The organism is Stenotrophomonas sp., from assembly GCF_036662295.1.
Classification (GTDB): Bacteria; Pseudomonadota; Gammaproteobacteria; order Xanthomonadales; family Xanthomonadaceae; genus Stenotrophomonas.
The window spans coordinates 14,615-40,143 of sequence record NZ_JAVWXA010000011.1 but is presented as its reverse complement, the minus strand read 5'-3'; the positions used below and the strand labels follow the sequence as shown (position 1 = coordinate 40,143).

Below are 25,529 nucleotides of genomic sequence, written 5' to 3'. Positions count from 1 at the left end.
GGCCCGGTCGCCGGCTACAGGTACTCCGCGGTGATGGTCGGCAGGTCGGTGGGGGTGATGCCGCGATGCACGGCGAACACGCTCCGCGCCGCGTTGGGGTCCTGCACGGCATGGCCGCGGGCGCGCACGTGCAGGTCGAACAGCGTGTGCAGCGTGGTCTTGGGCAGCGAGGACATCGCGCGCAGCATCAGCGACACCCCGGCCAGGTTGCTGTCCACGTTGATGAGCATGCGCGGGTGGCTGGACAGGCCGATGTCCAGCCACAGCGCCTGGCGCTCCACCAGGTCGAAGGCGATCGGCAGGCAGAAGGTGGTGTTGGAGGCCAGGTCGAAACGGTCCACCACGGTGGCCGGCTCGTAGATCTCGCCGGAGCCCGGTGCGGTGCGCGCCATCCAGCCGGCGAAACATTCGGGCAGGTCGCAGTACGGCTGCCCGCTGAAGCTGGTCAGGCACATCACCACCCAGCGCACGCCGCGCGCGCGGCAGACGTCGATGTCCACGTCGATGAATTCACTGGCACCGTGTGGCGCATCCACGATGTCGCCGCTGTGATGGGCACCATAGGTGACCAGGTTGTAATAGGCCAGCGTATCGATGTACGCCAGGTCTTCGCCGAACAGCGCGGCCGACAGGTCGATGTCGACCCGGCTGCGCCCGTTGCGCCACCAGGTGAAGAAGCGCAGCGTGTTGTCCTTGGGCAGCGGCACGCGGCTGCCGCGCACCAGGGTGCGCAGTGCCTTGGACGCCGAGCGCTGCGAGAACGGCACCAGGTAGCGGTGCAGGGCCGGGTCGATATAGCTGGCGCCCAACGCCGGCAACGTGGCAAAGCGGGCCAGCAGCGCCTGTTCGCAGCAGCTGGCCAGCGCCTCGCACAGCGCGGCATCCAGCGGGGCCAGGGTATCGGCGATGGCATACAGCTTGCCCACCTCGCCCTTGGGCAGGAAGGCGCGCAGCGGTCGCGGCGCGCTGCGATGCTGGAAATGGGTCATCACCTGCAGCAGTACCGGGGTGGACACCGACGGCGCGGCCTGGCCGAACGCGGCCACCACGGCCTGCGGATCCGCGCTGCGGCGCGCCATCACATCCAGTCGCCGCGCCAGCTCGCCCGGCCGGGTGCGCAGCAGGGCCAGCGCGGCGGGCATGTCATCGGCGCCGAGCGCACGCTCGACCTGCGCGTTGAAGCCCTGCAGGCGGCGGCCATCGCGCAGGGCCGAAAAATCAGCGGCCACGCCGGGGCAGCGCGCCGCGTGCTCGCCCGGGTGCAGGCGTTCGGCCAGGCGCACCCAGCGCGGGGTCCAGCGCTGCAGGTCTTCCAGCCGGTTGGGCACGCGCTCCAGCCAGTCCAGCAATGCGCGCCGCAGCGGGCGGCGATAGCGGCCGAATCGGGTGGGCGCGGCCAGTGAAACATCGCCATCGTCCAGGGCCACCGCGATGCGCAGCACGTCGGTCGCGGTGCGCACATGGCGCCCCAGCGCAAGCACGCGCGGATCGGCCACGCCGTCCTCGGCCAGCAGCGCGGCCACCACTACCGCCAGGTTTTCCCTGCAGGTGATCGCGTCCGGCAGCAGCCCCAGCGCGCGCTCGCGATACTGGGCCACATACCAGCGCACATCGGCGCGGTCTTCGGGCGAGTACGGCGTGCGCGCAGCCACCAGCTGCGCGAACAGCGCGTCCAGTTCCTCCTGCGTGCCCAGGTCCAGCACCCGCCGGCGCGGGCGGTGGGCCAGCGCGGCACGTGCCGTGGCGCTGCCCACCTGGTCCAGCAGGCCTTGGTAGTGCTGCCACGCGTTCCAGTAGCGCTGGGCCTCGCTGGCATTCATCACCTGCGCCGGAAAATCCGGGTACAGCGGCGCATAGGCGCGGTGCGCGCCCAGCATCTCGCGCAGCAGGTGGATGAGCTGTCGGTAGAAGGTGTCCAGCGCGCTGCGCGACAGCGTGGCCACGCGTTCGCACAGGGCCGGCGACATCTCGAACCCCAGCGCGTCGAGATTGGTCTGCAACGTGGCCATCACCTCGCGCGACTGGTACGCGCGGCCGGCACGGAGGATGACCTTGGAACGGCGCCGCAACAGCATCGGGTTCATGGCGGACTGTCGGGCGTGGGAAAGAGGTGGGGCGGAAAGCGGAGGCACTAGTTCGAGGTGTGGAAGGAAGCGCCTCCATAGCCGCCCCGCACAGAGCATACCCAGCAAGTGGGCGCGCGATCAACGCGGTGACGCGGCGAAGCGTGATCGCCTGCCCGCCAGCGTTGGTGGCCGCTGCTAAGCTTCGGCGTCTCTTCTACATGGATGTAGCGCGATGCCGATAGCCCGATGCGGGTGGGTGATGACGCTGGCACTGACGGTGGCGGGCCTGGCCACGGCGCAGGAGGTACCGCGTGCGTCGCCGGCCGTCGCGGCCGAGGTGCCCAGCGCCGCCGCGCAGGCGCAGATGCTGCAGTTGCTGCAGCAGCAGTCGCTGTACCGCGACCGCGTGGATTGGTCACGGCTTCGCGCCGACCTGGCCGCTGCCACCGATGCGACCCGGCAGCGCGCATTGCTGGACGCCGCGATCCGGACCAGCAGCGACGGCCATGGGCGTTGGATATCGGCGCAGCAGCTGCGCAACGGGGCCGGACACGCGAAGGCGACCCAGGCGGCGATGCAGGCCGCGCCCGAGACGTCCTCCGCGACCAAGGCCGATGGCGGCCCGACCACGCAGCTGGGCTGGATCGCCGTGGACACCTACCTCAATGACCACACCCAGTCGCGCGCGCAGATCAACCAGGCCAGCACGCGCGCGGCCATCGCGCTGCAGGCGCGCATCCGCGACCAGGACGATGGCCGGCGCTGCGGCTGGATCGTGGACCTGCGCGGCAACCGTGGCGGCAACATGTGGCCGATGCTGCTGGGCGTGGGGCCGTTGCTGGGCGATGCGCGCGGTGCCGACCCGGTGGGGATGTTCCTCAGCGGCGGCCAGCGCCAGCCGTGGGCTTACCGCGATGGCGCGGCCTGGGTCGACAACCGGCCGGTGGTCGGTTCGCGCGAGACCGCCTACGCACTGCGCCAGCCCGGCGCGCCGGTGGCGGTGCTGTTCGGTGCGCGCACCGCCAGCTCCGGCGAGGCCCTCGTGCTGGCCTTCCGCGGGCGCCTGGCCGCGCGCAGCTTTGGCCAGCCCAGCGCGGGTTTTTCCACCGCCAACACCACGCCCATGCTGGCCGATGGCAGCCTGCTGCTGCTCACCCGCAGCGTGTCGGCCGACCGCACCGGGGCCGGTGACGGACACAAGCTGCAGCCGGACGTGACCCTGCCCGAGGGCGAGGACGCCGCCGTCGCCGCGCGCGCCTGGCTGCTGGCGCAACCGGCCTGCAAGGCGCCGTGAACGGCGATCGCCGCGGGCTGGCGTGTTGCTATTGGTGGCATTACCCGCAGGGGCGCAGTACGCTTTCCCGATGCGAACCAAGCCCAATGCACAGCCCAACCAGAGCCTGATCGACGGCATCGCCACGCTGCAGGCGCTGGCCTCCTCACCCGAGCCGGTGGGCTGCCGCGAGCTGGCCCGGCAACTGGATGCCAACCCCACCCGGGTCAACCGGCTGCTCAAGACCCTGGCCTACCTGGGCATCGCCCGCCAGACCGCCGACCGCAAGTACACCGCCGGCCCGGGCATGCACGTGCTGGCCGCGCAGAGCCTGTTCGCTTCCGGGTTGATCCGGCGCGCGCTGCCGGTGCTGGAGCACCTGCGTCGGTTTGGCCACACCGTGGCACTGGGCGTGCTGTGGAATGACAGCGTGAGTTACCTGTTCCATGCGCCGCCGGGGATCGAGGCCGCGCGCGGGCTGGGCCGCATCGGCCTGCTGCCGGCCACCACCAGCGGCATCGGCATCGTGCTGCTGGCGCAGTTGTCCGACGAGGAAGTGCGCGAGCTGTACGCCGACCGGCCGATCCCGATGTTCCCCGAGGGCATCGAGCAGCTGCTGGCCACCCTGGCGCTGACCCGCGCGCAGGGCCATGCGCGGGTGCACGTGGCCGACGAGCGCGACCACCACATCGTGGCCATCGCCATGGGCGATCCGGTGCACGCCGGCATCGCGATGTCCGGCTGGATCCCGGAGGCGGCCACCGCCGAACTGGTGGCGGCGCTGCGCGTGGCGGCGGCGGAAATCGGCTGAGGAGTTTGCCGCAGTGCGGTTTGACATGTTGCTACAATAGCAATACGTTGCAGCCTTCCGAGGGGGAGGCGTCAGCGATGTCCAAGCGTGCAGGCCGGTGACCGGGACCGCGAAAACCAAGTGGGTGCTGCTGGCCCTGCTGTTCTTCTCCACGGTCATCAACTACCTGGACCGCCAGGCGCTGTCGATCCTGGCCACCACCATCCAGGCCGACCTGGGCATGAGCGACCTGGAATACGCGCGCGTGGTGCAGGTCTTCCTGTTCGCCTATGCAGCGGCCTATGTCATGGCCGGGCGGGTCACCGACTGGCTGGGGGCGCGGGTGGCGCTGCTGCTGTTCGTGGGCTGGTGGTCGCTGGCCAACATCGCCACCGGCTTCGTGCGCAGTGCCGTTGAACTGGGCGCGGCGCGGTTTGCCCTGGGGTTGGGCGAGCCGGGCAACTACACGGTGGGCACCAAGGTGGTGTCCGAGCAGTTCCCGGCGCCGCAGCGCGGCCTGGCATTGGGCCTGTACACCGCCGGGGCGATGATCGGCGCGACGCTGGCACCGCCGCTGATCGGCGGCATCGCGCTGGCTTACGGCTGGCGCAGTGCGTTCTGGATCACCGGCGTGGCCGGGCTGCTGTGGATGATCGCGTGGTACTGGGCGTACCCGCGTGCGCCGCGCGCGGCCGCTGCGTCGTCGCCGTCGCCGTCGCCGGGCGTGGTTGCCGAGGCCGTGGCCACGCCTGCGTTGGAGGCGCCGGTGGCCGCCGCCCCGCCGCCGTCGATGAAAGGGGTGTGGGGCCAACTCGCGCGCGACCGCACGGTGTGGGCGCTGGTCGCCTCGCGCGCGGTCGCCGACCCGGTCTGGTATTTCTACCTGTTCTGGTTCCCCAAGTACCTGGGCGATGCACGCGGCATGAGCCTGATGGCGATCGCCTCGCTGGCCTGGATCGTGTACGTGGCCGCGGACATCGGCAGCGTGGGCGGCGGCTTGATTTCGGGGCGGCTGGTCAAGCGTGGCATGGACCCGGTGCGTGCGCGCCTGTGCACCATGATCGGCGCGGCCTGCCTGGCACCGATCGGCATCCTGGTGGCCCTGCATCCGCCGATCCCGCTGCTGCTGGGGCTGGCCTGCGTGGTCACGTTCGCCCACCTCACCTACCAGATCAACCTCACCACGATGACGGTGGACCTGTTCCCCTCGCGCTACATCGCCTCGGTCGCCGGCCTGGTCGGCTGCGGCAGCGCGCTGGGCGGCATGGTCTCGGCGCAGGTGGTGGGGCACCTGGTGGCCGGCGGCAACTTCGACCGGGCCTTCGTGCTGATGGCCTTCCTGCATCCCATCGCCGTGGTCCTGGCATGGATCGCGCTCAAGCAGGCGCGGCGCTCGAAGATGACCATCATCGGCCCGTCGCCGGCCACCCCGGCGTAACGCTGGCCGTGGGTCGGCGGCGCGCGACGCGCGGCCAACCCACGACAGGCGCTAGGCGACGGCGGTGGCGTGGGTCCAGAAGCGTGCGTTCGGGGCGGCGCCCAGCCCGGGGCCGGTGGGCAGGCGGTAGCCATCGGGGGCGTAGGCCATGTCGGTGTCGAGCATCTCCACCGAGCGCGAGAAGATCGAGTGCTGCCACTCGTGCCGCCACAGTCCGCCGATCACCGCCGACGCATGCAGGCTGGCGGCCATGAAGATGCCGCCGCCGATGGTGGCATGCGGGGCCACCTGCACGCCGTGCCGTGCGGCCAGCCGTGCGATGCGCAGGAACTGGGTGATGCCGGTATGGCCCATCTCCGGTTGCACGTAGCGCAGCGTGCCGCCGTGCAGGCGCAGCTGCGCCACGTAGTCGGTGGGCCACTCCTCGCCTGCGGCGATCGGGATCGGGCTGTCCTGGCCCAGCGCGACCAGCCCGGCCACGTCCTCCGGCTTCAGCGGCGCCTCGATGAAGGTCAGCCCGGTCGGCAGCAGCTGCCGCGCCAGGGCCAACGCCTGGGCGTGGTCGAACTTCCAGTGCAGGTCCACCATCAACATGGCCTCCTGCCCGAGTGCCGCGCGCAGGGCGGCCATCTCTTCCACGATGCCGTCATGGCTGACCACCGCGTGCACCTTGAACGCATCGTGGCCCTCGGCGGCGAAGGCCTCCGCCATGCGCACCTTCTCGGCCACGCTGGCCGCCGGCAGCCCGGACACATAGCCGGGGATCAGCTCGCGCTGGCGCTCGCCAAGCAGCGCCCACAACGGCTGCCCGGCGGCGCGGGCGCGCAGGTCCCACAGCGCGATGTCCAGCGCGGCCAGTGCATCGGTGTGGAAACCGCTGCCACAGCCGCGCACCCGCATCAGGCCGTACAGGTCGTCCCAGATCGCCTCCACGTCCTGCGGGTCGCGCCCGATCAGCTCCGGCGCAAGCAGGTCGTTGATGATTTCGCAGGTGGCGCGCGGCGCGCAGATGCCGTAGGTCTCGCCCCAGCCCACCGCGCCATCGGCGGTGGTGATGCGCACCAGCACCGAACGGTCCACGGTGGGGTACAGCGTGCCGTTGCCATGGCGCACCAGGTAGCCGCGCGCGTTGACGCGCTCGCCCGGGCCCAGCGGGCCCAGGTAGGGCGTGCTGCGCGGCACGGTGAGGATGAAGGTCTCGATCGACTGGACGGCACTCACGCCTGGACGCTCCTGGCCTGGCCGGGGACGGCGTCCATCGGCAGCAGGTCGCTGATACGGTCCAGCAGCATATCCAGTTCGCGGGCGTCGTAGCGGTCCAGCGCCGGGCCCGGCGCGCGCACGTGGTCGCTCTGGATCAGCCCGCGGCGGAGCAGGATCGCCTTGGTCAGGCGCCAGCGGAACACCGCCTGCATGCTCAGCAGCGGCAGCGTGCGCTCGAACAGGTCGCGCGCGTGCCCGTGGTCGCCGCGCGCCCAGGCCGCCAGCATCGCCACGTGCACTTCGGTGATCTCGCAGGCCGGCATGGTGCCCACCGCGCCGCGTGCCAGTTCGTCCAGCACATAGCGCGCGCCGGCGCCGCCGAACACCGCACCGATGCTGCCGTTGCCGCGCTCGGCCAGGGCGGTGATGCGATGGCCCGACGGCATGGTTTCTTCCTTGACGTAGGCAATGGCCGGCACCTGCGCGGTCAGCGCCAGCACCTCGTCCACGCCCAGCCCCACGCCCATCGGCGCCGGTGCGTTCTGCAGCATCACCGCGATGCCGGCCTGCTCGCTCAGCGCGCCGAAGAACGCGGCCATGGCCTCGGGCTGGCCGGCATGCGCGTGTGGGGTCAGCACCATCGCCGCGCAGGCGCCGGCCTGCGCACCGGCGCGCGCCAGCAGCACCGCATCGGCCAGCGTGCGCGCGCTGGCCCCGACGATGAAGGGCACGCGGCCGCGGTTCCAGCGGCCGATGCTGGCCGTGAGCTGCAACCGCTCTTCAATGGAGAGCATGTCGTATTCGCTGGCCAGCCCGGGAAACACCACGCCGGACGCGCCGGCGCCGAGGATGTACTCGAACACGGCCGCCGTGCCCGCCTCGTCGATCGCCCCATGGCGGTCGAAGATGGTGGGCAGGATGGGGAAAACGCCTTGGAGTTCAGTCATAGCCGGTCCCTTGTGCATGAAATGTACCGTTTGCAGCAACACGATGGAGAGGATGGATCGCGCGCCTCGCAAAAAGGCCCTTGCATTTACGTTGCAGTGCAGCGTGCGCGTCCAAATCATATTGCTATATTAGCGACACGCTGCCAAGGTGCAGCGCAACAGTACGACCGGACAGCGCTGGATCCGGGATGCGGTTCGCGGGGGCGAACCGGTCCCCACTTTTGGGAGAGGGCCCAACACATGCGTAGTTTTCGACGTTCGATGTTGTTCACCGCGGTGGGCACCTGCCTGCTGGCGCCATTGATGGCCTCGGCGCAGCAGGCGCCCGCAACCGACCCGGCCACGGCCACCGCGCAGGACCAGGCGCAGACCCTGGATGCGGTCAGCGTGGTGGGCATCCGTGGCAGCCTGGAAGCCTCGCGCGACCTCAAGCGCGATTCGGCGCAGATCGTCGATGCGATCGTGGCCGATGACATCGGCAAGCTGCCCGATACCAACGTGGCCGAATCGCTGGGCCGCGTGGCCGGCGTGCAGATCGAGCGCGGCATGGGCGAGGGCAGCGACATCCTGGTGCGCGGCCTGAAGGAAAACGTGCTGCTCTACAACGGCCGCCAGATCGTGGATGCCACCGGGCGCGGCGGCAACGGCCTGGACCAGTTGGCCACCTCCACCTACGGCCTGCTGTCGCTGGTGCCGTCCGAACTGATCTCGCGGCTGGAAGTGACCAAGCTGGCCGGCGCCGACCAGCTCTCCGGCGGCCTCGGCGGCATCGTGGACATCCATACCCGCCAGCCGCTGTCCGGGGACAGCGACCAGAACGTGGTCAGCCTGGCCGGCACCTACGACGAGATGTCCGATGCCTGGGGCCACAACGCCTTCGGGCTGCTGTCGCGGCGCAACGAATCGCGCACGTTCGGCGCGCTGCTGACCGCCACCTACGGGCGCCGCAACGTGGTCCAGCAGGGCCTGGACACGTTCTCCGGCTATGCCCGCTACACCGATCCCACCGACCCCACCCGCAGCCGCTTCGGCAGCACCGACATGCGCGCGCAGAACATCGACGACGACCGCACCAAGGTGGGGGTCAGCGCGGTGCTGCAGTGGCGCCCGGCCGATGGCGTGGAGCTCACCTGGGACACCTTCTACTCACGGCAGAAGGCCGAGCGCGATCGCTACTGGATCGCGTTCAATCCCTCGGCGGGGCTGAGCAATGCGGTCTATTCGGACCACGACATCCTGCTGGCCGGGCGCTCCACCGGCACGGTGCTGCTCAACACCGAAGTGGCCGACATCGATTCGGACACGCTGTCCAGCGCACTGCGCGCCAGCTTCCGCGTCGGCGACCGCCTGGACGGCTCGGCCGAGCTGGACTGGGGCCGTTCCACCGCCAGTTACAACCAGCGTTACATGCGCCTGGCCCCGGTGGCGGGGCGCACCTCGATCACCGACTTCGACCTGCGCAGCGGCAGCTTCGGCAGCTTCAACGTCAGCGGCGTGGACCTCACCGATCCGTCGCAGTGGCGCATGACGATCATGTTCGACAACGACTGGCGCGCACAGACCGATTCGCGCGCGCTGCGCACCGACTGGAGCCTGGCCTTCGGCGACGGCGTGCTGCGTTCGCTGGACTTCGGCGCGCGCTTCAACCGCCTGGAAAGCGTGCAGGACCCGCGCCGCGCCGACATCCGCCCGGCCGGCGGCATTCCGGTCTCGCAGATGGCGCCGTACATCCGCGTGTACCGCAATGACGACTTCCTGCCGGGCGAGTTCAGCGGCCTGCCGCGTGAGTACCTCGGCGCGTTCCGCAGCACCTTCGGCGGTTGCGGGAGTTTCACCACGCTGCCGCAGATCGCGCAGAACGCGCAGTGCCTGGACCCGGCCAACACCGCCCTGGCCTATGCCGCCACCTTCCGGGTGGACGAGGATTTCCTGGAGGCCTACGCCAAGCTGGACTGGGACACCGAAGTGGGCGGCATGCCACTGGGCGGCAACGTCGGCGTGCGCATGGTCGACCGCGACCTGACCTCGCGCGGCAACCTGATCAGCGGCACCGGCGCACTCACCGCCTCCAGCTTCAAGCGCGACGACCGCGAGGTGCTGCCCTCGGCCGTGGCCAAGCTGCAGATCACCGACAGCCTGGTGCTGCGCGGTGGCGCGGCCAAGGTGGTGGCCTTCCCCAACACCGAAGACCTCAACAACGGCGTCACCCTCAACAACAACGCCGTGTTCGATGCCAACGGCGTGCAGACCTCGCCGGGTACCGGCAGCGGCGGCGCGCCGGACCTGGACCCGTTCAAGGCCACCCAGTACGACCTGTCGCTGGAGTGGTACTACGGCGGCCAGGGGCTGCTCTCGGCCGGCCTGTTCTACAAGGATGTCTCCACCTTCATCGTGCAGCGCCAGAGCGCGGAAACCTACAACAACACCAACTACCTGGTGCTGCGCAAGATCAACGGCGACAGCGCCAAGGTGAAGGGCGTGGAGCTGCTGGCGCAGGTGCCGCTCACCGGCATGCTCGATGGCTTCGGCGTGGTGGCCACCTACACCTGGATCGACTCGGAAACCCCGATCACCGACGTCAACGGCAATGCCATGACCTTCCCGGGGCTGTCCAAGAACAACGCCAACCTGATCGGCTACTACGAGAACGGCCCGTTCGGCATCCGCGTGGCCTACAACTGGCGCGACGAGTACCTGGTCGGTCTGTCGGCCGCCTCCACCGGCATCTACAACGACACCTACAAGGACCTGTCGGCATCGATGAGCTACGATTTCAGCGATCGCCTGTCCCTGAAGCTGGAAGGCAACAACCTGCTGGACAGCGAGCAGCGCACCTTCGACGGCTATCCCGAGGGCCTGCGTACCAACGTGGTGTTCGGGCGGTCCTACAAGGCCAGCCTGACCTACCGGTTCTGAGCACGCGGTATCTGCGGGGAGCAGGCAGTCGATGAACGAGGTGACGATGCAGGGCAGGGCGGTGCTGGTGACCGGCGCCGCCAGTGGAATCGGCGCGGCGGTGGTGGCGCGGCTGCAGGCCGACGGGGCCCGCGTGGCCGCGTTGGACCGCAGCGCCGCCACGGCCGATGCCAGTGCCGTGGCCGACCTGCGCGATGCCGCCGCCGTGGGCGCGGCGGTGGCCGACCTGGCCGGCCGCCTCGGACCGTTCGATGCGCTGGTGCATTGCGCGGGTATCTGCCCGCCCGGCGCCACCCTGGACGGGGACGATGCCCTGTGGCTGGAGGTCTATACCGTCAACGTGCTGGGCGCGTTGCGGGTGATCCGCCAGGTGGTGCCGGGCATGCGCGGCCGGGGCGGCAGCATCGTGCTGGTGTCGTCCATCAACGCCCGCTTCGCGACCCCGGGTCTGGCCGCCTACGCCGCCTCCAAGGCGGCGCTGGAGCAGCTGGCACGCACCGCCGCGCAGGAGTTTGCCGCCGACGGCATCCGGGTCAACTGCATCGCCCCGGCGTCGGTGGACACCCCCATGCTGCAGGCCGGCTTCGCCCGCAGCGACGACCCCGCCGCCGCCCGCGCGCGCAACATCACCCGCCACCCGCTGGGACGGCTGGGCACGCCCGGGGACGCGGCCGAGCTGGCGCTGTTCCTGGCCTCGCCCCGCAGCGCCTGGATCACCGGCGCGGTGATCCCGCTCGATGGTGGCGCCGGCATCACACGGCAATGAGGACACACGTGGACCCGTACATCATCGGCATCAACTGGGGCAGCAGCAATTTCCGCGCGTTCCGGATCGGCCTGGACGGCACCGTCAGCGGCCGCATCGAACAGCCACGCGGCATCGCCGGGCTGGAGCGTGCGCAGATGCAGGCGCTGCTGGAAGAGGTGGTGGCGCAATGGCCGCACGCCGCGCGGATCTACGCCAGCGGCATGATCGGCTCCAACATCGGCTGGCGCGATGCCGGTTACGTGGAGTGCCCGGCCGCGCTGGACGTGCTGGCCGCGCACCTGCATCGCACGCAGATCGGCGCGCATGCGGTGGCCATCGTGCCGGGGCTGGCGTGCCGCCGCGCCGACGGCGCGCCGGACATCATGCGCGGGGAGGAAACCGAACTGCTGGGGCTGATCGCCGCCGGTGCGCTGCCGGCCAACGGCCTGGTCGCGCTGCCGGGCACGCACAGCAAGTGGGTGCAGTTGCAGGACGGCGCAGTGGCGTCGTTTGTCACCGCGATGTCCGGCGAGATCTTCGACCGTCTTACCGCGGCCGGCCTGCTGGCCTCGGTGGTGGATGGCCCCGCCGAGGATGGCCCGGCGTTCCGGGCCGGCGTGCAGGCCGGGCACCATGGCGCGGGCCTGGGCACGCTGCTGTTCGGCGCGCGCGCGCGGGTGATCCGTGGCGACCTGGCGCGGCGCGACGGCGCTTCCTACCTGCGCGGGGTGCTGATCGGCGCCGAGCTGGCCGACGTGGTGCGGCTGTGGCCGGCAGCGCTCGCGCACGATATTCCGCTGGTGGGGGCCGCGCCGGTGTGCAGCCTGTACGCACACGCCGTGCAGGCGCTGGGCGGGCAGGGCCACGGCATCGCCTCGCATGCGGCCTCCACGCGTGGCTTCCATGCGCTGCACCAGGCCGCCGAGGCGTTGGCATGAGCGCCCGCCATGCCGCCTTCGAGCGCGCGCTGGCCGACACGCGCCTGATCGCGATCCTGCGCGGGTTGTCGGCCGACGATGCCGGCGACGTCGTGCAGGCCCTGTACGAGGCCGGCGTGACACTGGCCGAAGTGCCGCTCAACTCGCCCGATCCGTTCACCACCATCGAGCGCCTGGCTGCGCAGTTCGACGGCCGCATGCTGATCGGCGCGGGCACCGTGCTCGAGGTGGCGCAGGTGGAACGGCTGGCCGCCACCGGCTGCGCGTTCTGCGTGGCGCCCAACACCGATCCGGCGGTCATCGCCGCCGCGCTGCGCCACGGCATGCTGCCGTTGCCGGGCTTTGCGACCGCCACCGAAGCCTTCGCCGCGATCGCCGCGGGCGCGCGCCACCTCAAGGCGTTTCCCGCCAACACTGCGCTGCCGACGCTGTCGGCCCTGCGCGCGGTGCTGCCGGCCGGCATCCGCCTGATCGCGGTGGGCGGCGCCGCCCCGGCGCAGGTGCATGCCTTCGCCGCCGCCGGCGTGGATGCCTTCGGGGTGGGCACGGACCTGTACGCGCCCGGGCGCAGTGCCGCCGAGGTGGGCGCGCGCGCGCGGCGCTGGGTGCAGGCCCTGCAGGCAGCGGCACCGGCCAGCAGCACGCTGCTGCACGATGCGCGCACCACGGTCGGCGAGTCGCCGGTGGTGGACGCCGATGGCGCGGTGCTGTGGGTGGACCCCACCGTGCCCTGCCTGCTGCGCTGGGACGGGCAGGCCTGCGAGCGGATTGCGCTGTCCGAGCCGGTCTGGTCGCTGGGTCTGTCGCACGGGCAGTGGGTGGGCAATGGCGAAGAACACTTCGTGCAGGTGGGCCACGATGGCGCGCTGCGGCCCGGTCCGGCCATTGCCGTGGGCGCCGGGTGCCGGCTCAACGACATGACCGTGGACGCGCACGGCGGGCTGTGGGCCGGGTCGATGCACCGAGGCCTGCTGGCCGGGCGCGGCGCGCTGTTCCATGCGCCCTCGGTGGATGCGCCCGCACGCCAGGTCGCCGATGGCCTGGGGGTGGCCAACGGCATGGTGTTCTCGGCCGACGGCGGCACGCTGTTCGTGATCGACACCCTGGCGCGCACGTTGCTGGCCTATCCGGCCGACCCCCGCGCCGGCAGCCTGGGCGAACCGAAGGTGGTCACCGATTTCCTCGGCGTGCCCGGCAAGCCCGACGGGCTGGCAATGGCAGCGGACGGCCACCTGTGGGTGGCGATGTGGGGCGGGGCGGCGGTGGTCGAGCTGGCCGCCAACGGCGCGATCCTGCGCACGGTGCCGGTGGCTGCGCTGCACGTGGGCGCGCTGTGTTTCGACGACGCGCGGCGGCTGTATATCAGCACCGCACGGGCACGGCTGGGCGAGCGCGAGCTGGCACGGTACCCGCATTCCGGCGGGCTGTTCATGGTGCAGTGCTGAGCGAAGAGCGTGGGGCGGTGATGCGGAAAGCCCCGGCCGACGGGGCTTCTGGCGTATTTCGGGCATTCGATCGGGGCCGGATAACCATTCAAAGCGTCGGGGGGCTTTGAAAGGTTATTGGGTTATCCTTTCATTTCTCCGGATGCTTTGAAAGGATGGCGCCATGAGGAAGACCGATCTTTCGGCCGACCGCCGCCGCTATCTGGTGGCCTGTGACGACCGGCCCCACGTCAGCGCCCTGGTGGCACCGCCGACCCCGCGCAACCTCGACATCGGTCCAACCGCCCGGGCGGCGCTGCGGGAGGCGGAGTTGGCCATCGCACGCCTGCAGGGATACCTGGCCCGGACCGGGCTGGACCAGCCGCTGTCGCGCGCATTGCAGCAACGCGAGGCGGTGCAGAGTTCGCAGATCGAGGGCACCCACGCCACCTTGTCCGACCTGCTGACCTACCAGGCGACCCGCGGCACCGAAGGACTACCGGCGGACGTCCAGGAAACCGGGCGCTACGTGCAGGCGCTGCGGTTGGGGCTGGAGGCGGTCCAGCAGCAGGGGCGCCCGGCGTTGAGCGCCGCGATGGTGCATCGCCTGCATCAGGTGTTGATGCAGGACAAGCCGGCGCCGTTCCTTGGCGGGCAGTACCGCCGGCATCAGGTCTGGATCGGCGGGCTCCGCATCGAAGACGCAACGCTGGTGCCGGCGCCACCGGCCGCAGTGCCGACGCTGATGGAGGAGTTCATCGCCAGCATGCTGCAGTACCAGCCTGCCGAAGACGAGCAGTACGCGCTGGTCATCACCGCGCAACTGGCGATCGCCCATGCGCAGTTTGAAACCATCCATCCCTACGAAGACGGCAATGGCCGCACCGGGCGCCTGCTGTTGCCGCTGATCCTGGCGGCCGAAGCGCTGCCACCGCTTTATCTGTCCGGCACGTTGCTGCGCAACCGGCAGCATTACTACGACTGCCTGGCCAGCGTGCAGCTCCGGGGCCAATGGGATGCGTGGGTGACGCTGCTGGCGACGGCGGTGAGCGAGTCGTGCGAGGACGCGATGGCGCTGGGCCAGGATATGGCATCCATCAAGCGCGGTTGGGAGCTGCAACTGGCAAGCCTGCGTACCGATGCCGCCGCACGCCGCTTGCCGGATCTGTTGATCGCCTCACCGATCGTCTCGATCCGGCAGGTGGCCGAACTGCTGGCTGTCTCGATGCCCACGGCCTCGGCGGCGGTCCGCCTGCTGGTGGACAAGGGCATCCTGGTGGACCCGGGGGACGGGCGCCGATGGGGCCGCGTGTTCCACGCCGCGCAGGTGCTGGCCCGGTTGTCCGAGCCGCCGCGCCGCCCGGGCCATGGCCGCCCCCGCTAACCCACGGCGCCGCGCGCGGCGGCGATCGCCTGGGTCCGGGCCTTGGCCAGCTGCTCGCCCACGGCCGGGCCCTTGAGGTGGGTCAGGTCCAGGTCGCGGGCCTGGATGGCCAGGGCGGCCTGGTGCAATTGCCGCAGCGTGGCGCCCTGTGGGTAGTCGCTGTCTTCGAAACCGAGCCGGCCGCGCTTGTCAGCCTCGCAGCACAGCGCGATCTGCGCGATGCGCTCGGGCCGGCGGAAACCATCGCAGCGGCCCAGCAGCGCCAGCACCGTGCTGTTGCGCAGCTCGTCGATGCGGTGCACGTTGAGGTGCTCGCGGCACACCGCCTCGGCCAGCTGCCGATGGTCCAGCGGCACTTTCAGGCGGTCGCACAGGGCCTGCAGCGGCGCCAGGCCGCGCTGCTCATGCATGAGGTGGCGCGGCCATTCCGCCGGCGGGGTCAGGCCCTTGCCCAGGTCGTGGGTGAGCGCGGCGAAACCGATCAGGTCATTGCCGGGCGCCAGGCGCGCGGCCATGTCGCTGACCATTTCCTGGTGCACGCCGGTGTCCACTTCGGGATGGAACTCGGCCCGTTGCGGCACCCCGTACAGGGCCTCCAGTTCGGGCAGGATCGCGCGCAACGCGCCGGCCTCGTGCAGCGTGCGCAGGAAGGCCGAGGGGCGGGCGCAGGTGAGGGCGCGGCGCAGTTCCTGCCACACGCGTTCGGGCACGAGCGCATCCAGCTCGCCGCTGTCGGCGATCTGGCGCATCAGCGCCATGGTGTCCGGCGCCACCGTAAAGCCCAGCGGTGCCAGGCGCGCCATGAAGCGGGCCGCGCGCAGCACGCGCAACGGGTCTTCCACGAAGGCCGGCCCCACGTGCCGGAGCACGCGTTGCTGGAGGTCATCCGCGCCGCCATAGGGGTCCACCAGTGTGCCGGTCGCCTCGTCGCAGGCGATGGCGTTGATGGTGAAGTCGCGGCGCAGCAGGTCCTCTTCCAGGGTCACCGAGGGATCGGCATCGACCACGAAGCCGCGGTAGCCGCGGCCGGATTTGCGCTCGGTGCGGGCCAGCGCATATTCCTCGCCCGTGTCCGGGTGCAGGAACACCGGGAAGTCGCGGCCCACCGCCTTGTAGCCCTGCGCTTCCATCTGCGCCTGGCTGGAGCCCACCACCACCCAGTCACGGTCGCCGGGGGTCTGCTGCAAGAGGCGGTCGCGCACGGCGCCGCCCACGAGATAGATCTTCATGTGCCCATGATGCCGCAGTGGGCCAAGGCGATGCGAACCGATGCCGGCCCGTGGACGTTGTGCCGGCCGCTGGCCGGCTCCTGGGAATCTTCGGGGCATCCGGTAGTGGCGGGCGCGGGGGCGCTCGAGGGGTTATTTGGGGGGTTGGTAGATACGGCCACGCGGCGGGGCTGACCCGGCTCCTGGGAATCTTCGGGCATGGCGAAGAGCCGGCCAGCGGCCGGCACTACCGGGGCGGCGGTCAGTCGCCGCCCTTGTCTGCGTTGGCGGCGCACGCGAAGGTCTTGCGCTTGGCCTGAAGGCGGCCGTTCATGCGGTCGGTGACCGGCAGGGCGTTGCCGTTCAAGCGCCAGTCGTAGATCACGCTGAAGGCCAGGATACGGGCCACGTATTCGCGCGTTTCCTTGTAGCTGATGGTCTCGATCCAGATGTCCGGATCGAAGCCGGGGCGCTGGGCCTGCCATCGCGCGGTGGGCGTGGGGCCAGCGTTGTAGGCGGCGATGGTGACGTAGGGCAGGCCCTCGTATTTGTTCATCAGCTGGCGCAGGTAGGCCGTGCCGAGGGCGATGTTGGTGTCCGGGTCGTACAGGCTGGCCGCGCCGCCGTAGTTGCTCAGCCCGATCGACTTGGCCACGCTGGCGCCGGTGGCCGGCAGCACCTGCATCAGGCCCATCGCGTTGGCCGGCGAGCGTGCCTTCGGGTTGAAGATGCTCTCGGCGCGGATCTCGGCGGCCACCCAGGCCGGGTCGATCGCATTGCGCGCCGACTCGCGGCGGATCGCCTCGTCGTGGTGCAGCGGGAAGCGCAGCGAATACAGGCGCTGCTCGTCCGGGGTCTTGCCCAGCGAGAACACCGCACGATCGAACCAGCCGTTGTCGCGTGCCACTTCCACCGCGATGCGGCGCTGGGTGGCGTCATAGCGGCTCAGCGCATCGTTCCACTCGGCCACCGCCCAGCCGCTGCGTTCGATCTTGAACAGCTCCATCGCGCGGACGATGGCCGGGTCGCGCGCCACCGCGGCCTGGGCCTGGGCGCTGTCGTTGGGTTCCACCGGGCACAGCGTGTAACTGGACTGGCCGAGCTGGTCGGCCGCCAGGAAGCCGTGGAAGGTGGCCGCGCGGGCCGCCTCGCGGTACAGCGGCTGCGCCTCGCCGCGCTTGCCGGTCTTCTCCAGCATGCGCGCCTCGAAGTAACGCCAGCGCGAGTCGCTGCGCTGGGGGGCGCCCATCTTGCGGATCGCGGTCAGCGCCTGCGGCCAGTCGCCGCGCGACATCGCCTCGCGCGCGCGCCACTCGTGCAGGCGTTCGTCATAGGCCGCCTCGGGCACCGCGTTCAAGCGTCGCGCCGACTCCGGCCCGTAGCTGGCCACGGTCCACAACGCGATCTGGTACAGCACCTGGGCCTGCTGGTCGCCGCTCAACTGCAACGCCGACGCGTATTGCGGCAGCTGCTGTTCGGTGGCGGCCGGATCGGCCTTGGCCAGCTTGGCCAGGCCATCGGTGGCGATGCGCCGGCTGCGTTCGTTGCGCGGCCAGTTCATCGCGCTGGCATTGGGCTTGTCGACGAAGCCGGCATAGGTGTTGGCCAGGGCCAGGTCGGCGGCGGGCAGGCCGCGTGCGGCGCTGCGCATCACCGCCGGTTGCTGCGCGTCGGCGGCCGCATCGATGCGTGCCCAGCGCAGCTCGGTGGTCAGCCCACCCTTGGCATCGAGCACGGCAAACACCGCATCGCAGGCATCGGGCAACGACTTGCCGGTGCTGCGCCAGATCGCCTGGGCCTCGCTGGTCCACTGCGCGTCGGCCTTGCCGGTGGCCTGGCGTGCATTGAGCTGGGCGCAGCGCAGGCCGACATTGTCGGTGGGCGCCCAGTTGGCCAGCAGGGTCGGCCAGTCCTGGCGACGGGCCAGCGCCGGCAGCCACACGCTGCGGAAACTGCCGGCCACGGCCTGGCCGTTGTAGCGCTTGAGGAAGTCCTGGGCCTGGGCGGTGCCCACGGTATCGATGTTGCGGCGCAGGTTGGTGTATTCCAGCCAGCCATACAGCGGGTGCCGGGCCAGCGCGGCGGCCTGGGCCGGGTCGTACTGGCCGCGCTCGGCGTTGTCGATGGCCGCCTTGAGCTGGGCGCGCTGCGCATCCAGGTTCTGGGCGTCGGCCACCGGGCTGACCCCCGTGCAGGCCAGCAGGACGGAAGCACTCAGGAAATACAGGGGAAGTCGAGTCATGGCCGAAAGCATAACGGCGCGGGGTGAACGGCGGTGAGGGCAAGCCGACTCGATCATGAACGAGCGCTAGACAGCCCCGCCAGGCGCGGCGGCCGCAGGCGTACTGTCGGCCGTGGGGCACCCCGCTCCAGGGAGAACGCAGACATGGCATTCAGCGCAGCGTCGACATCCAAACCACTGGCCGAGATCAACGTCACCCCGTTGGTCGATGTGATGCTGGTGTTGTTGATCATCTTCATCGTGACCGCCCCGATGGTGTCCCTGCCCATCCCGGTCAACCTGCCGCAACGCACGACCACCGTGGCCCCGCCCATCGAGCCGCCGCCGCCGATCGAGCTGCGCGTGGATGCGTCCAACCAGGTCAGCTGGAACGGGCAGGCGGTGCCGGTGGCCAGCCTGCAGGCGCGCATGCAGGCGCAGGCGCAGACCCATGCCGGCAACCTGCCCGAGCTGCGCATCGCCACCGACCCCAACGCCGAGTACGAGGTGATGGCCAAGGTGCTGGCCGCCGCCAACAACGCCCGCCTGGAGCGGATCGCCTTCGTCCAGTAGCGCCGCGCCGCATTGCAGTGCATCAACGACGCCCCTGCCTGCAGGGGCGTTTTGCGTTGGGGCGCCTGCATGTCGCCTGTTCGGATTTGTCGCACCGGCGTGAAAAAGTGTCGCTCATCACGACGCCGACTTTACCGTTTGTTTACAAAGGAGACGCTGCCGCGAAGGAGGGCGTGGCGGTCCCCGCCCAACATTGCTTTGGAGAGAGAGCGAATGAACGACCTGCACCACCGCCCGTTGGCGGTCGCTGTATCGCTGTGCCTGTTGTTGGCCGCCCCGGCGTTGGCCGGCGCGCAGGAAACATCCCGCGCCACCACCGAGCTGGACCGCGTGGAGGTCACCGGCAGCCGCATCAAGCGCGCCGAAGTGGAAGGGCAGGTCCCGATCCAGACCCTCACCCGCGCCGAGATCGAGCGCACCGGCATGAACTCCATCGGCGAGGTGTTGCAGCAGCTCACCGGCTCCGGTTCGGCGCTGAATGCCAAATTCAATTCCTCCGGCAACTTCGGCTTCCCGCCCGATGGCAGCGGCGTGGGCGCCGGCTCGGCCCAGGTCGATCTGCGCCACCTCGGCGCCAAGCGCGTGCTGGTGCTGGTGGATGGCATCCGCTGGGTCAACGAATCCTCGGCCTCCGGCGTGGGCGCGGCGACCGATCTCAACACCATTCCGCTGGCGATCGTGGAGCGCATCGAAGTGCTCGAGGACGGCGCCTCCTCGCTGTATGGCTCTGACGCCATCGCCGGCGTGGTCAACATCATCACCCGGCGCCAGTTCGATGGCGCCCAGGTCACGCTCAACTACGGCGAGTACGGCAAGGGCGATGGCACCCAGAAGGGCGTGGACCTGGCCTGGGGCACCAGCGGCGACCGCTACACCCTGTTCCTGGGGGCCAGCTTCACCAAGCAGGACCCGGTCTATGCGCGCGACCGCGAGCAGTCGCGCTTCCCGATCCCGGGCACCGGGCTGGCCTTCGGCAGCGGCGGCATCCCGCAGGGCCGCTTCGCCTTCGTGGACCCCAACACCGGCGCCGAGCAGGACATCGTGCCCAACACCGGGGTGAGCAACCCGCGCTACGACGGCAGCGCCGGGTGCAGCCGCACCGACGACTACCACTGCTTCACCTCGGCGGACCGCTTCAACTTCGCCGAATACAACATGGTGCTGACCCCGTCCGAACGTAAGGGCCTGTTCGGCCAGTTCCGCTTCGATCTCACCGACAACGTGCAGTGGTACATCAAGGCGCTGGGCAACCGCCGCGAATCGACCAACCAGGCCGGCCCCGAGCCGCTGTTCTTCGGCCCCGACGGTGCCACCGGCAACCCGCTGGCCGACAACATCGTGGTGTCCGCGCTCAACCCGTACAACCCGTTCGGGTTCGACCTGGTGTCCTCGGGCAACATGAGCCTGATCGGCCGGCGCCCGGTGGAAGGCGGCGCGCGCGTGTTCGAGCAGGAGGTCAACACCCAGTACTTCGCCACCGGCCTGGTCGGCCAGTTCGAGGCGGGCGACCGCAGCTGGTTCTGGGACGTCAACGGCATGTACAGCAAGAACAAGGCCGAACAGACCAACTACGGCAGCTATGACATCTTCAAGGTCAACATGGCCCTGGGCGATCCGTCCATCTGCGCGGCCACGCCCGGCTGCGTGCCGCTGAACATCTTCGGCGGCGCCGGGTCGATCACCCCGGCGATGCTGGCGTGGATCCAGCCGGTGGTGCGCGACCGCAGCCAGAACGAACTCACCCTGTTCACCGCCAACCTCAGCAGCGAGCTGTTCAACCTGCCGGCCGGCCCGCTCGCGTTCGCCACCGGCCTGGAGCACCGCAAGTACGAGGGCCGCTACGATCCCGATCCGCTCACCGTGATCGGCCATTACAACGGCGTGCCGTCGCTGCCCACCTCCGGTTCCTACGACGTCAACGAGGCCTACCTGGAGCTGAGCATCCCGATCTTCGCCAAGAGTGCGATCGGCGAGAAGCTCGACCTGAGCCTGGCCGGGCGGTATTCGGACTACTCCACCTTCGGCGGCGAGTTCACCCCCAAGTACGGCCTGCGCTGGCAGGTGACCAACGACCTGGTCCTGCGCACCAGCTACGCCGAAGGCTTCCGTGCCCCGTCCATCGGCGAGCTGTACGGTTCGGCCGCGCGCGCGGACCTGCAGCTGTTCGACCCGTGCTCGATCGGGCTGGGCGGCACCGCGCCGCGAGGCAACCCGGCCAACTGCGCCGCGCTTGGCGTGCCGGCCGGTTTCCAGCAGGCCAACTCGCAGATCTCGGTCACCACCGGCGGCAACGCCGAGCTCGATCCGGAGCGCTCGCGCAGCTTCAGCGCCGGCTTCGTGTGGAGCCCGTGGTTCGGCAACGATGCCGCCTGGTCCGAGCGCTTCGACGTGGAAGTGACCTTCTACCGTCACACCATCGAAGGCGCCATCCAGGCCATCAACGCCCAGACCCAGCTCGACCTGTGCGTGGACACCCTGGACCCGATCTACTGCGCCGGCATCGGCCGCGCCTCCACCGGTGCGGTGAGCAGCTTCAACAACCGCCTCACCAACCTGGGCTCGATCAAGACCGATGGCTGGGACGTGGACCTGTTCTGGACCTTCCCGCAGAGCGACATCGGCCAGTTCAAGCTGGGCTGGCAGAACACCTTCGTGGGCCGCTACGAGGCCCTCGGCGCCGCCGGCCAGCGGCAGCCGCAGAAGCCGGGCGTGGAAGTAGCCGACAGCTCGATCCCGGAGTGGACCAGCAACGCCACGCTGAGCTGGGCGCTGGACAAGTGGAGTGCGTCCTGGACCGTGCGCCACATCTCCGAGCTGACCGAAGACTGCGGCGACGCGGTGGCCTTCCCGGTGTGCAGCGACCAGACGGCGGGCACCAACACGCTCGATGCCACCACCTTCCACGACATGCAGGTGGGCTACAAGTTCGACTGGATGAAGGGCCTGCAGCTCAGCGCCGGGTTGAACAACGTGTTCGACAAGGACCCGCCGATCTGCCTGTCGTGCTCGCTCAACGGCTACGACGCCTCCACCTACGACATCCCGCGCGGGCGTTACTGGTATCTGCGCGCGGACCTGCGCTTCTGATCGAGGCCGGATGAGGTGCGGGGCCGCGGGGCGCTTACCGGGCGCCCCGCGGTTTTCGCTGGGCGCGGGCGATGCCTGGCCGCCTGGATACCGGACAGGTGTGTGGCCAGAACCGGCCATTGCGCGTGGTTGTGGCCGCCCAGGCCTGTTGCGTCAGGCATCATGGGGAGCCGGCCAGTGGCCGGCCCCCCTTCTTCTGCAAGCGCATTGCCATGAACCTGCATACCTGGTGGATCTTCGCCATCACCGTTTTCGTCCTGTGCGGCACGCCGGGCCCGAACATGCTGCACGTGATGACCCGCAGCGTGCGCGTGGGTTTCCGCCGCAGCGTGGCAGCGATGGCCGGCTGCCTCAGCGCGCTGGTGCTGGCGCTGGCGATCTCCGCCGCGGGGCTGGGTGCGGTGCTCAAGGCCTCGCCGATGGTCTTCGACGTGCTGCGCTATGCCGGCGTTGCCTACCTGGTGTACCTGGGCATCAAGGCCTGGCGTGGTGGCGATGCGCCGCTGGACGTGGGCAGCCCCGAGGCCGTTGCCCCGGCCCGGCGCCGCATCCTGTTCCGCGACGGCTTCATCATCGGCATCAGCAACCCCAAGCTGCTGCTGTTCGCCTCGGCATTCCTGCCGCAGTTCGTCGATCTCACCCAGCCGCAGCTGCCGCAGTTCGTGATCCTGGTGGGCACTTTCGCGGTGATGGAGATGTTCTGGTATGCGGTGTATGCGGCCGGCGGGCGCGGGCTGGCCAGCCACCTGGCGCGGCCGGGGCTGCGCAAGGTGTTCGACCGCGTGGTCGGCACGATCTTCATCGGCTTCGGGCTGGCGCTGCTGCGCGCGCGGCCGTAGTGCCGGCCGCTGGCCGGCAACCCGGCAAGACCGTCATCGTTCATGAGGTTGCCGGCCAGCGGCCGGCACTACCGGCTCCCGGCCGACGCATCGCGCCCCAACCAGCGCCACGCCATGCGTGGCTGCGCATCCCGCGCGCGCCGTGCAGAACGCAAAACGCCGGGCAATGCCCGGCGCTCTGCGCCACCACCTCGCAACCAATGACCGCTTAGAACGACCAGTTGAAGCTGATCGAGCCGTTGCGGCCGTCGCCGTAGCCGCCGTAGCCGCCGATCTGCGCGTAGTACTTCTTGTCCAGCAGGTTGTTGAGGTTGACCTGCACGCTGAACTGCGGCGCCAGCTTGTAGCGGGCGAACGCGCTCACCAGGGCATAGCCGTCCTGCTCGATCCGGCCCACGCCGCTGACCGCGTAATAGATGCCGTTCTGCCAGTTCACGCCACCGCCCACGGTGAGGTCGGTCAGGGTCTGCGGGGTGTAGCTGGTGAAGGCCTTGATCGCGGTCTGCGGCAGGCGGGTGTTGATGTCGGCGTCGTTGATGTCCTTGGCCACGTAACGCGACGCGCCGAAGCTGGCATTCCAGCCCGGGGCCAGTTCGCCGTTCAACTCGAACTCGAAACCGCGGCTGACGGTGCCGCGCGCGGCGATGTAGGCCTTCTCGCCGGCAGTGCCGCCGATCACCAGTTCGTCGGTGGCCTGGCCCACGTTGTCCTGTTCGATGCGGAACACCGACAGCGAGGCGTTCAGGCGGCTGTCGAACCAGGCCGCCTTGACGCCCACCTCGTAGCTCTTGCCATCCACCGGGTCCAGGTAGCTGCCTTCGCGGTTCTTCAGCGTCTGCGGCTGGAAGATCTCGGTGTAGCTGGCATAGGTGGAGTAGGTGTCGTTGAGGTCATAGACCAGGCCGGCGTACGGCGTGGTGACCTTGTGCTGGCGGTCGTTGCCTTCGTCCTCGCTCTTCCAGTCGGTGTAGCGCGCGCCGAGGATCAGCTTGAGCGGGTCGGCCAGGGACAGGCGGGCGGCGGCATAGCCGGCCTTCTGGGTGATGGTGCCCTGGCTCTGCAGCGGCAGGGTCTGGGCCCAGTTCGGTTCGGGGAAGCTGCCGGTCCAGCCCAGGTAGTTGTCCAGTGGCGCCCAGCCCACCTGGAAATCACCGTAGTTGGCGAACTCGCGCTTGTTGTAGCTCAAGCCCGCCATGAACTGGTGCTCGCGGCCGAAGAGCTGGAACGGGCCGTCCACGTAGCCGTCCACGCTGTCCACCTTGCGGTGGGTGTTGTAGTAACCGGCCATCGGCGTGATGCCCTCGCCGGTGGTCTTGTTGAACGCGGTGTAGGACGGGTAGAACAGCTTGTCGTTGGCGTCGGTCTTGTCGTGGGTGGCGCCGATCTTGAACTTCCAGCCGTTGGCGAAACCATGCTGCAGCGTGGCGAACGCGCGCTTGCTGGTGGTGTCCCAGTAGGTCCAGTCCGGCGACGGATTGAACGCGGAGGAATAGTCGGTGGGGGTGCCGTCGGAATACATCATCGGGAAGCCGCCCCAGGTCGCGCCGTTGGCGCGCTTCTGCTGGTAGTCGTAGCCCACACTGAGCTGGGTGTCCGGGGTCAGGTCGGCGTCGATCACCGCATAGCCCAGCGTCTTGTGCTGGTTGTAGCGGTCCATCTGCGCGTCGGTATCCAGGTAGCTGCCGATCACGCGGCCGCGCACGGTGCCGCTGGCATTCAGCGCGCTGCCCACGTCCACGGTGGTGCGGGTGCGGCCGTAGCTGCCCACGTTGAGCGACACGCTGCCGGTGAGTTCGGCGCTGTCGGCGTGCTTGCGCACCAGGTTGACCGAGGCCGAGGGATTGCCGGCGCCGCTGAGCAGGCCGGTGGCGCCGCGCACCACTTCCACGCGGTCATACAGGGCCAGGTCCAGGCCGGAGTCGCCGTAGCTCCAGTTCTGCACCATCTGGGTGGGTAGGCCGTCGTACTGGTAGCTGTCGATGTAGAAGCCGCGCGCGTAGAACTCGGTGCGCTCGCTGTCGGACTGGGTGCTGGTCACGCCGGTGGTGTTGGCCAGCACGTCCAGGATGTCATCCAGGTTCTGGTCCTCGATGCGCTGGTGGCTGATGATGCTCACCGACTGCGGGATCTCGCGCGGGGCCAGGTCGAAGCGGGTGCCAGCCGAGGTCCGGCGCACCGAATAGCCTTCGGCGCGTTCGCCCTTGACCACCACCTTGTCCAGCGTGGTGGCATCGTCGGCGGGGGCCTCGGCGAAGGCGGGCGTGGCCGCCAGCGCGCACAGCGCGATCAGCAGGGCATGCGGCAGGCGGGCAGGGGAGGGCGATACGGAGGCACGGGTCATGGACGGTTCCAGGCAGGCGGCAGCAGGCGTCTGGCCGGGCGTCCCGGTGGCCTGACGACACAGAGTGGGGGCAGTGGGCGGCTGGCGGGGCCTTGGAGGGGGCTGCGCGGGCGCGAACTGGGCCCGGCTGCGC

17 protein-coding genes are annotated in these 25,529 nt (G+C 69.9%); 11 read left to right on the top strand and 6 right to left on the bottom strand.

Annotated features, from left to right (window positions below; translation table 11 throughout):
• Positions 1–14: 14 nt before the first annotated feature.
• Positions 15–2,084, bottom strand: a complete 2,070-nt coding sequence (locus RSA25_RS03865) for a TerD family protein (RefSeq protein WP_332807594.1) — start codon at positions 2,082–2,084, stop codon at positions 15–17.
• A gap of 214 nt (positions 2,085–2,298) precedes the next feature.
• Here RSA25_RS03865 and RSA25_RS03860 point away from each other — a divergent pair, with 214 nt between their 5' ends.
• From RSA25_RS03860 to RSA25_RS03850, 3 genes are all read left to right on the top strand, one after another.
• Positions 2,299–3,360, top strand: a complete 1,062-nt coding sequence (locus tag RSA25_RS03860) for a S41 family peptidase (protein WP_332807593.1) — start codon at positions 2,299–2,301, stop codon at positions 3,358–3,360.
• Between the two features lie 70 nt (positions 3,361–3,430).
• Positions 3,431–4,150 carry a helix-turn-helix domain-containing protein gene (locus tag RSA25_RS03855; protein ID WP_332807592.1) on the top strand — a complete coding sequence of 240 codons (720 nt, stop codon included), beginning with the start codon at positions 3,431–3,433 and terminating at the stop codon, positions 4,148–4,150.
• A 97-nt stretch (positions 4,151–4,247) separates the two neighbouring features.
• Positions 4,248–5,567 (top strand): MFS transporter, encoded by a 1,320-nt coding sequence (locus tag RSA25_RS03850; protein ID WP_332807591.1) that lies wholly within the window; start codon positions 4,248–4,250, stop codon positions 5,565–5,567.
• 51 nt (positions 5,568–5,618) lie between these two features.
• Here the strand turns inward: RSA25_RS03850 and RSA25_RS03845 are convergent, their stop codons facing one another.
• Both RSA25_RS03845 and RSA25_RS03840 read right to left on the bottom strand, forming a co-directional pair.
• On the bottom strand, positions 5,619–6,788 hold the full coding sequence (locus tag RSA25_RS03845; RefSeq protein WP_332807590.1) for a mandelate racemase/muconate lactonizing enzyme family protein: 1,170 nt from the start codon (positions 6,786–6,788) through the stop codon (positions 5,619–5,621).
• Complete coding sequence (locus RSA25_RS03840; protein WP_332807589.1) at positions 6,785–7,717, bottom strand: dihydrodipicolinate synthase family protein; 933 nt, start codon at positions 7,715–7,717, stop codon at positions 6,785–6,787. Before RSA25_RS03840 ends, RSA25_RS03845 begins: the two co-directional genes overlap by 4 nt.
• A gap of 240 nt (positions 7,718–7,957) precedes the next feature.
• Between RSA25_RS03840 and RSA25_RS03835 the strand changes: the two genes are divergently transcribed.
• From RSA25_RS03835 to RSA25_RS03815, 5 genes are all read left to right on the top strand, one after another.
• Positions 7,958–10,633, top strand: coding sequence for a TonB-dependent receptor (locus RSA25_RS03835; RefSeq protein ID WP_332807588.1), 2,676 nt, complete (start codon positions 7,958–7,960; stop codon positions 10,631–10,633).
• A gap of 31 nt (positions 10,634–10,664) precedes the next feature.
• Positions 10,665–11,399 (top strand): SDR family oxidoreductase, encoded by a 735-nt coding sequence (locus RSA25_RS03830; RefSeq protein WP_332807587.1) that lies wholly within the window; start codon positions 10,665–10,667, stop codon positions 11,397–11,399.
• Positions 11,400–11,407: 8 nt separating this feature from the next.
• Positions 11,408–12,319, top strand: coding sequence for a 2-dehydro-3-deoxygalactonokinase (locus RSA25_RS03825; protein ID WP_332807586.1), 912 nt, complete (start codon positions 11,408–11,410; stop codon positions 12,317–12,319).
• Positions 12,316–13,764: a 2-dehydro-3-deoxy-6-phosphogalactonate aldolase gene (locus RSA25_RS03820; protein WP_332807585.1), complete on the top strand. Its 1,449-nt coding sequence runs from the start codon at positions 12,316–12,318 to the stop codon at positions 13,762–13,764. Before RSA25_RS03825 ends, RSA25_RS03820 begins: the two co-directional genes overlap by 4 nt.
• A 163-nt stretch (positions 13,765–13,927) precedes the next feature.
• The gene (locus RSA25_RS03815; protein WP_332807584.1) at positions 13,928–15,127 is read left to right on the top strand and encodes a Fic/DOC family N-terminal domain-containing protein; all 1,200 of its coding nucleotides are present in this window, start codon (positions 13,928–13,930) and stop codon (positions 15,125–15,127) included.
• On the opposite strand, the gene RSA25_RS03810 is transcribed toward RSA25_RS03815, so the two are convergent.
• Positions 15,124–16,356, bottom strand: a complete 1,233-nt coding sequence (locus tag RSA25_RS03810) for a multifunctional CCA addition/repair protein (RefSeq protein ID WP_332807583.1) — start codon at positions 16,354–16,356, stop codon at positions 15,124–15,126. The genes RSA25_RS03815 and RSA25_RS03810 overlap by 4 nt on opposite strands.
• A 241-nt stretch (positions 16,357–16,597) precedes the next feature.
• The gene (locus RSA25_RS03805; RefSeq protein WP_332807582.1) at positions 16,598–18,589 is read right to left on the bottom strand and encodes a transglycosylase SLT domain-containing protein; all 1,992 of its coding nucleotides are present in this window, start codon (positions 18,587–18,589) and stop codon (positions 16,598–16,600) included.
• Between the two features lie 132 nt (positions 18,590–18,721).
• Here RSA25_RS03805 and RSA25_RS03800 point away from each other — a divergent pair, with 132 nt between their 5' ends.
• The 3 genes from RSA25_RS03800 to RSA25_RS03790 all read left to right on the top strand — a co-directional run bounded on the left by RSA25_RS03800 (position 18,722) and on the right by RSA25_RS03790 (position 23,055).
• Positions 18,722–19,129: a biopolymer transporter ExbD gene (locus tag RSA25_RS03800; protein WP_332807581.1), complete on the top strand. Its 408-nt coding sequence runs from the start codon at positions 18,722–18,724 to the stop codon at positions 19,127–19,129.
• Positions 19,130–19,342: 213 nt separating this feature from the next.
• Positions 19,343–22,216 (top strand): TonB-dependent receptor, encoded by a 2,874-nt coding sequence (locus RSA25_RS03795; RefSeq protein ID WP_332807580.1) that lies wholly within the window; start codon positions 19,343–19,345, stop codon positions 22,214–22,216.
• A 212-nt stretch (positions 22,217–22,428) separates the two neighbouring features.
• Complete coding sequence (locus RSA25_RS03790; RefSeq protein WP_332807579.1) at positions 22,429–23,055, top strand: LysE family translocator; 627 nt, start codon at positions 22,429–22,431, stop codon at positions 23,053–23,055.
• Positions 23,056–23,263: 208 nt separating this feature from the next.
• Here the strand turns inward: RSA25_RS03790 and fhuE are convergent, their stop codons facing one another.
• Positions 23,264–25,396: a ferric-rhodotorulic acid/ferric-coprogen receptor FhuE gene (fhuE, locus tag RSA25_RS03785; RefSeq protein ID WP_332807578.1), complete on the bottom strand. Its 2,133-nt coding sequence runs from the start codon at positions 25,394–25,396 to the stop codon at positions 23,264–23,266.
• Positions 25,397–25,529 lie beyond the last annotated feature (133 nt).

What these genes read in the sequence shown, in the direction of transcription:
- RSA25_RS03865 (WP_332807594.1), bottom strand. Translation starts at nt 2,084, where the DNA reads ATGAACCCGATGCTGTTGCGGCGCCGTTCCAAGGTCATCCTCCGTGCC.
- RSA25_RS03860 (WP_332807593.1), top strand. Translation starts at nt 2,299, where the DNA reads ATGCCGATAGCCCGATGCGGGTGGGTGATGACGCTGGCACTGACGGTG.
- RSA25_RS03855 (WP_332807592.1), top strand. Translation starts at nt 3,431, where the DNA reads ATGCGAACCAAGCCCAATGCACAGCCCAACCAGAGCCTGATCGACGGC.
- RSA25_RS03840 (WP_332807589.1), bottom strand. Translation starts at nt 7,717, where the DNA reads ATGACTGAACTCCAAGGCGTTTTCCCCATCCTGCCCACCATCTTCGAC.
- RSA25_RS03835 (WP_332807588.1), top strand. Translation starts at nt 7,958, where the DNA reads ATGCGTAGTTTTCGACGTTCGATGTTGTTCACCGCGGTGGGCACCTGC.
- RSA25_RS03830 (WP_332807587.1), top strand. Translation starts at nt 10,665, where the DNA reads ATGAACGAGGTGACGATGCAGGGCAGGGCGGTGCTGGTGACCGGCGCC.
- RSA25_RS03820 (WP_332807585.1), top strand. Translation starts at nt 12,316, where the DNA reads ATGAGCGCCCGCCATGCCGCCTTCGAGCGCGCGCTGGCCGACACGCGC.
- RSA25_RS03815 (WP_332807584.1), top strand. Translation starts at nt 13,928, where the DNA reads ATGAGGAAGACCGATCTTTCGGCCGACCGCCGCCGCTATCTGGTGGCC.
- RSA25_RS03810 (WP_332807583.1), bottom strand. Translation starts at nt 16,356, where the DNA reads ATGAAGATCTATCTCGTGGGCGGCGCCGTGCGCGACCGCCTCTTGCAG.
- RSA25_RS03805 (WP_332807582.1), bottom strand. Translation starts at nt 18,589, where the DNA reads ATGCTTTCGGCCATGACTCGACTTCCCCTGTATTTCCTGAGTGCTTCC.
- RSA25_RS03800 (WP_332807581.1), top strand. Translation starts at nt 18,722, where the DNA reads ATGGCATTCAGCGCAGCGTCGACATCCAAACCACTGGCCGAGATCAAC.
- RSA25_RS03795 (WP_332807580.1), top strand. Translation starts at nt 19,343, where the DNA reads ATGAACGACCTGCACCACCGCCCGTTGGCGGTCGCTGTATCGCTGTGC.
- RSA25_RS03790 (WP_332807579.1), top strand. Translation starts at nt 22,429, where the DNA reads ATGAACCTGCATACCTGGTGGATCTTCGCCATCACCGTTTTCGTCCTG.
- fhuE (WP_332807578.1), bottom strand. Translation starts at nt 25,396, where the DNA reads ATGACCCGTGCCTCCGTATCGCCCTCCCCTGCCCGCCTGCCGCATGCC.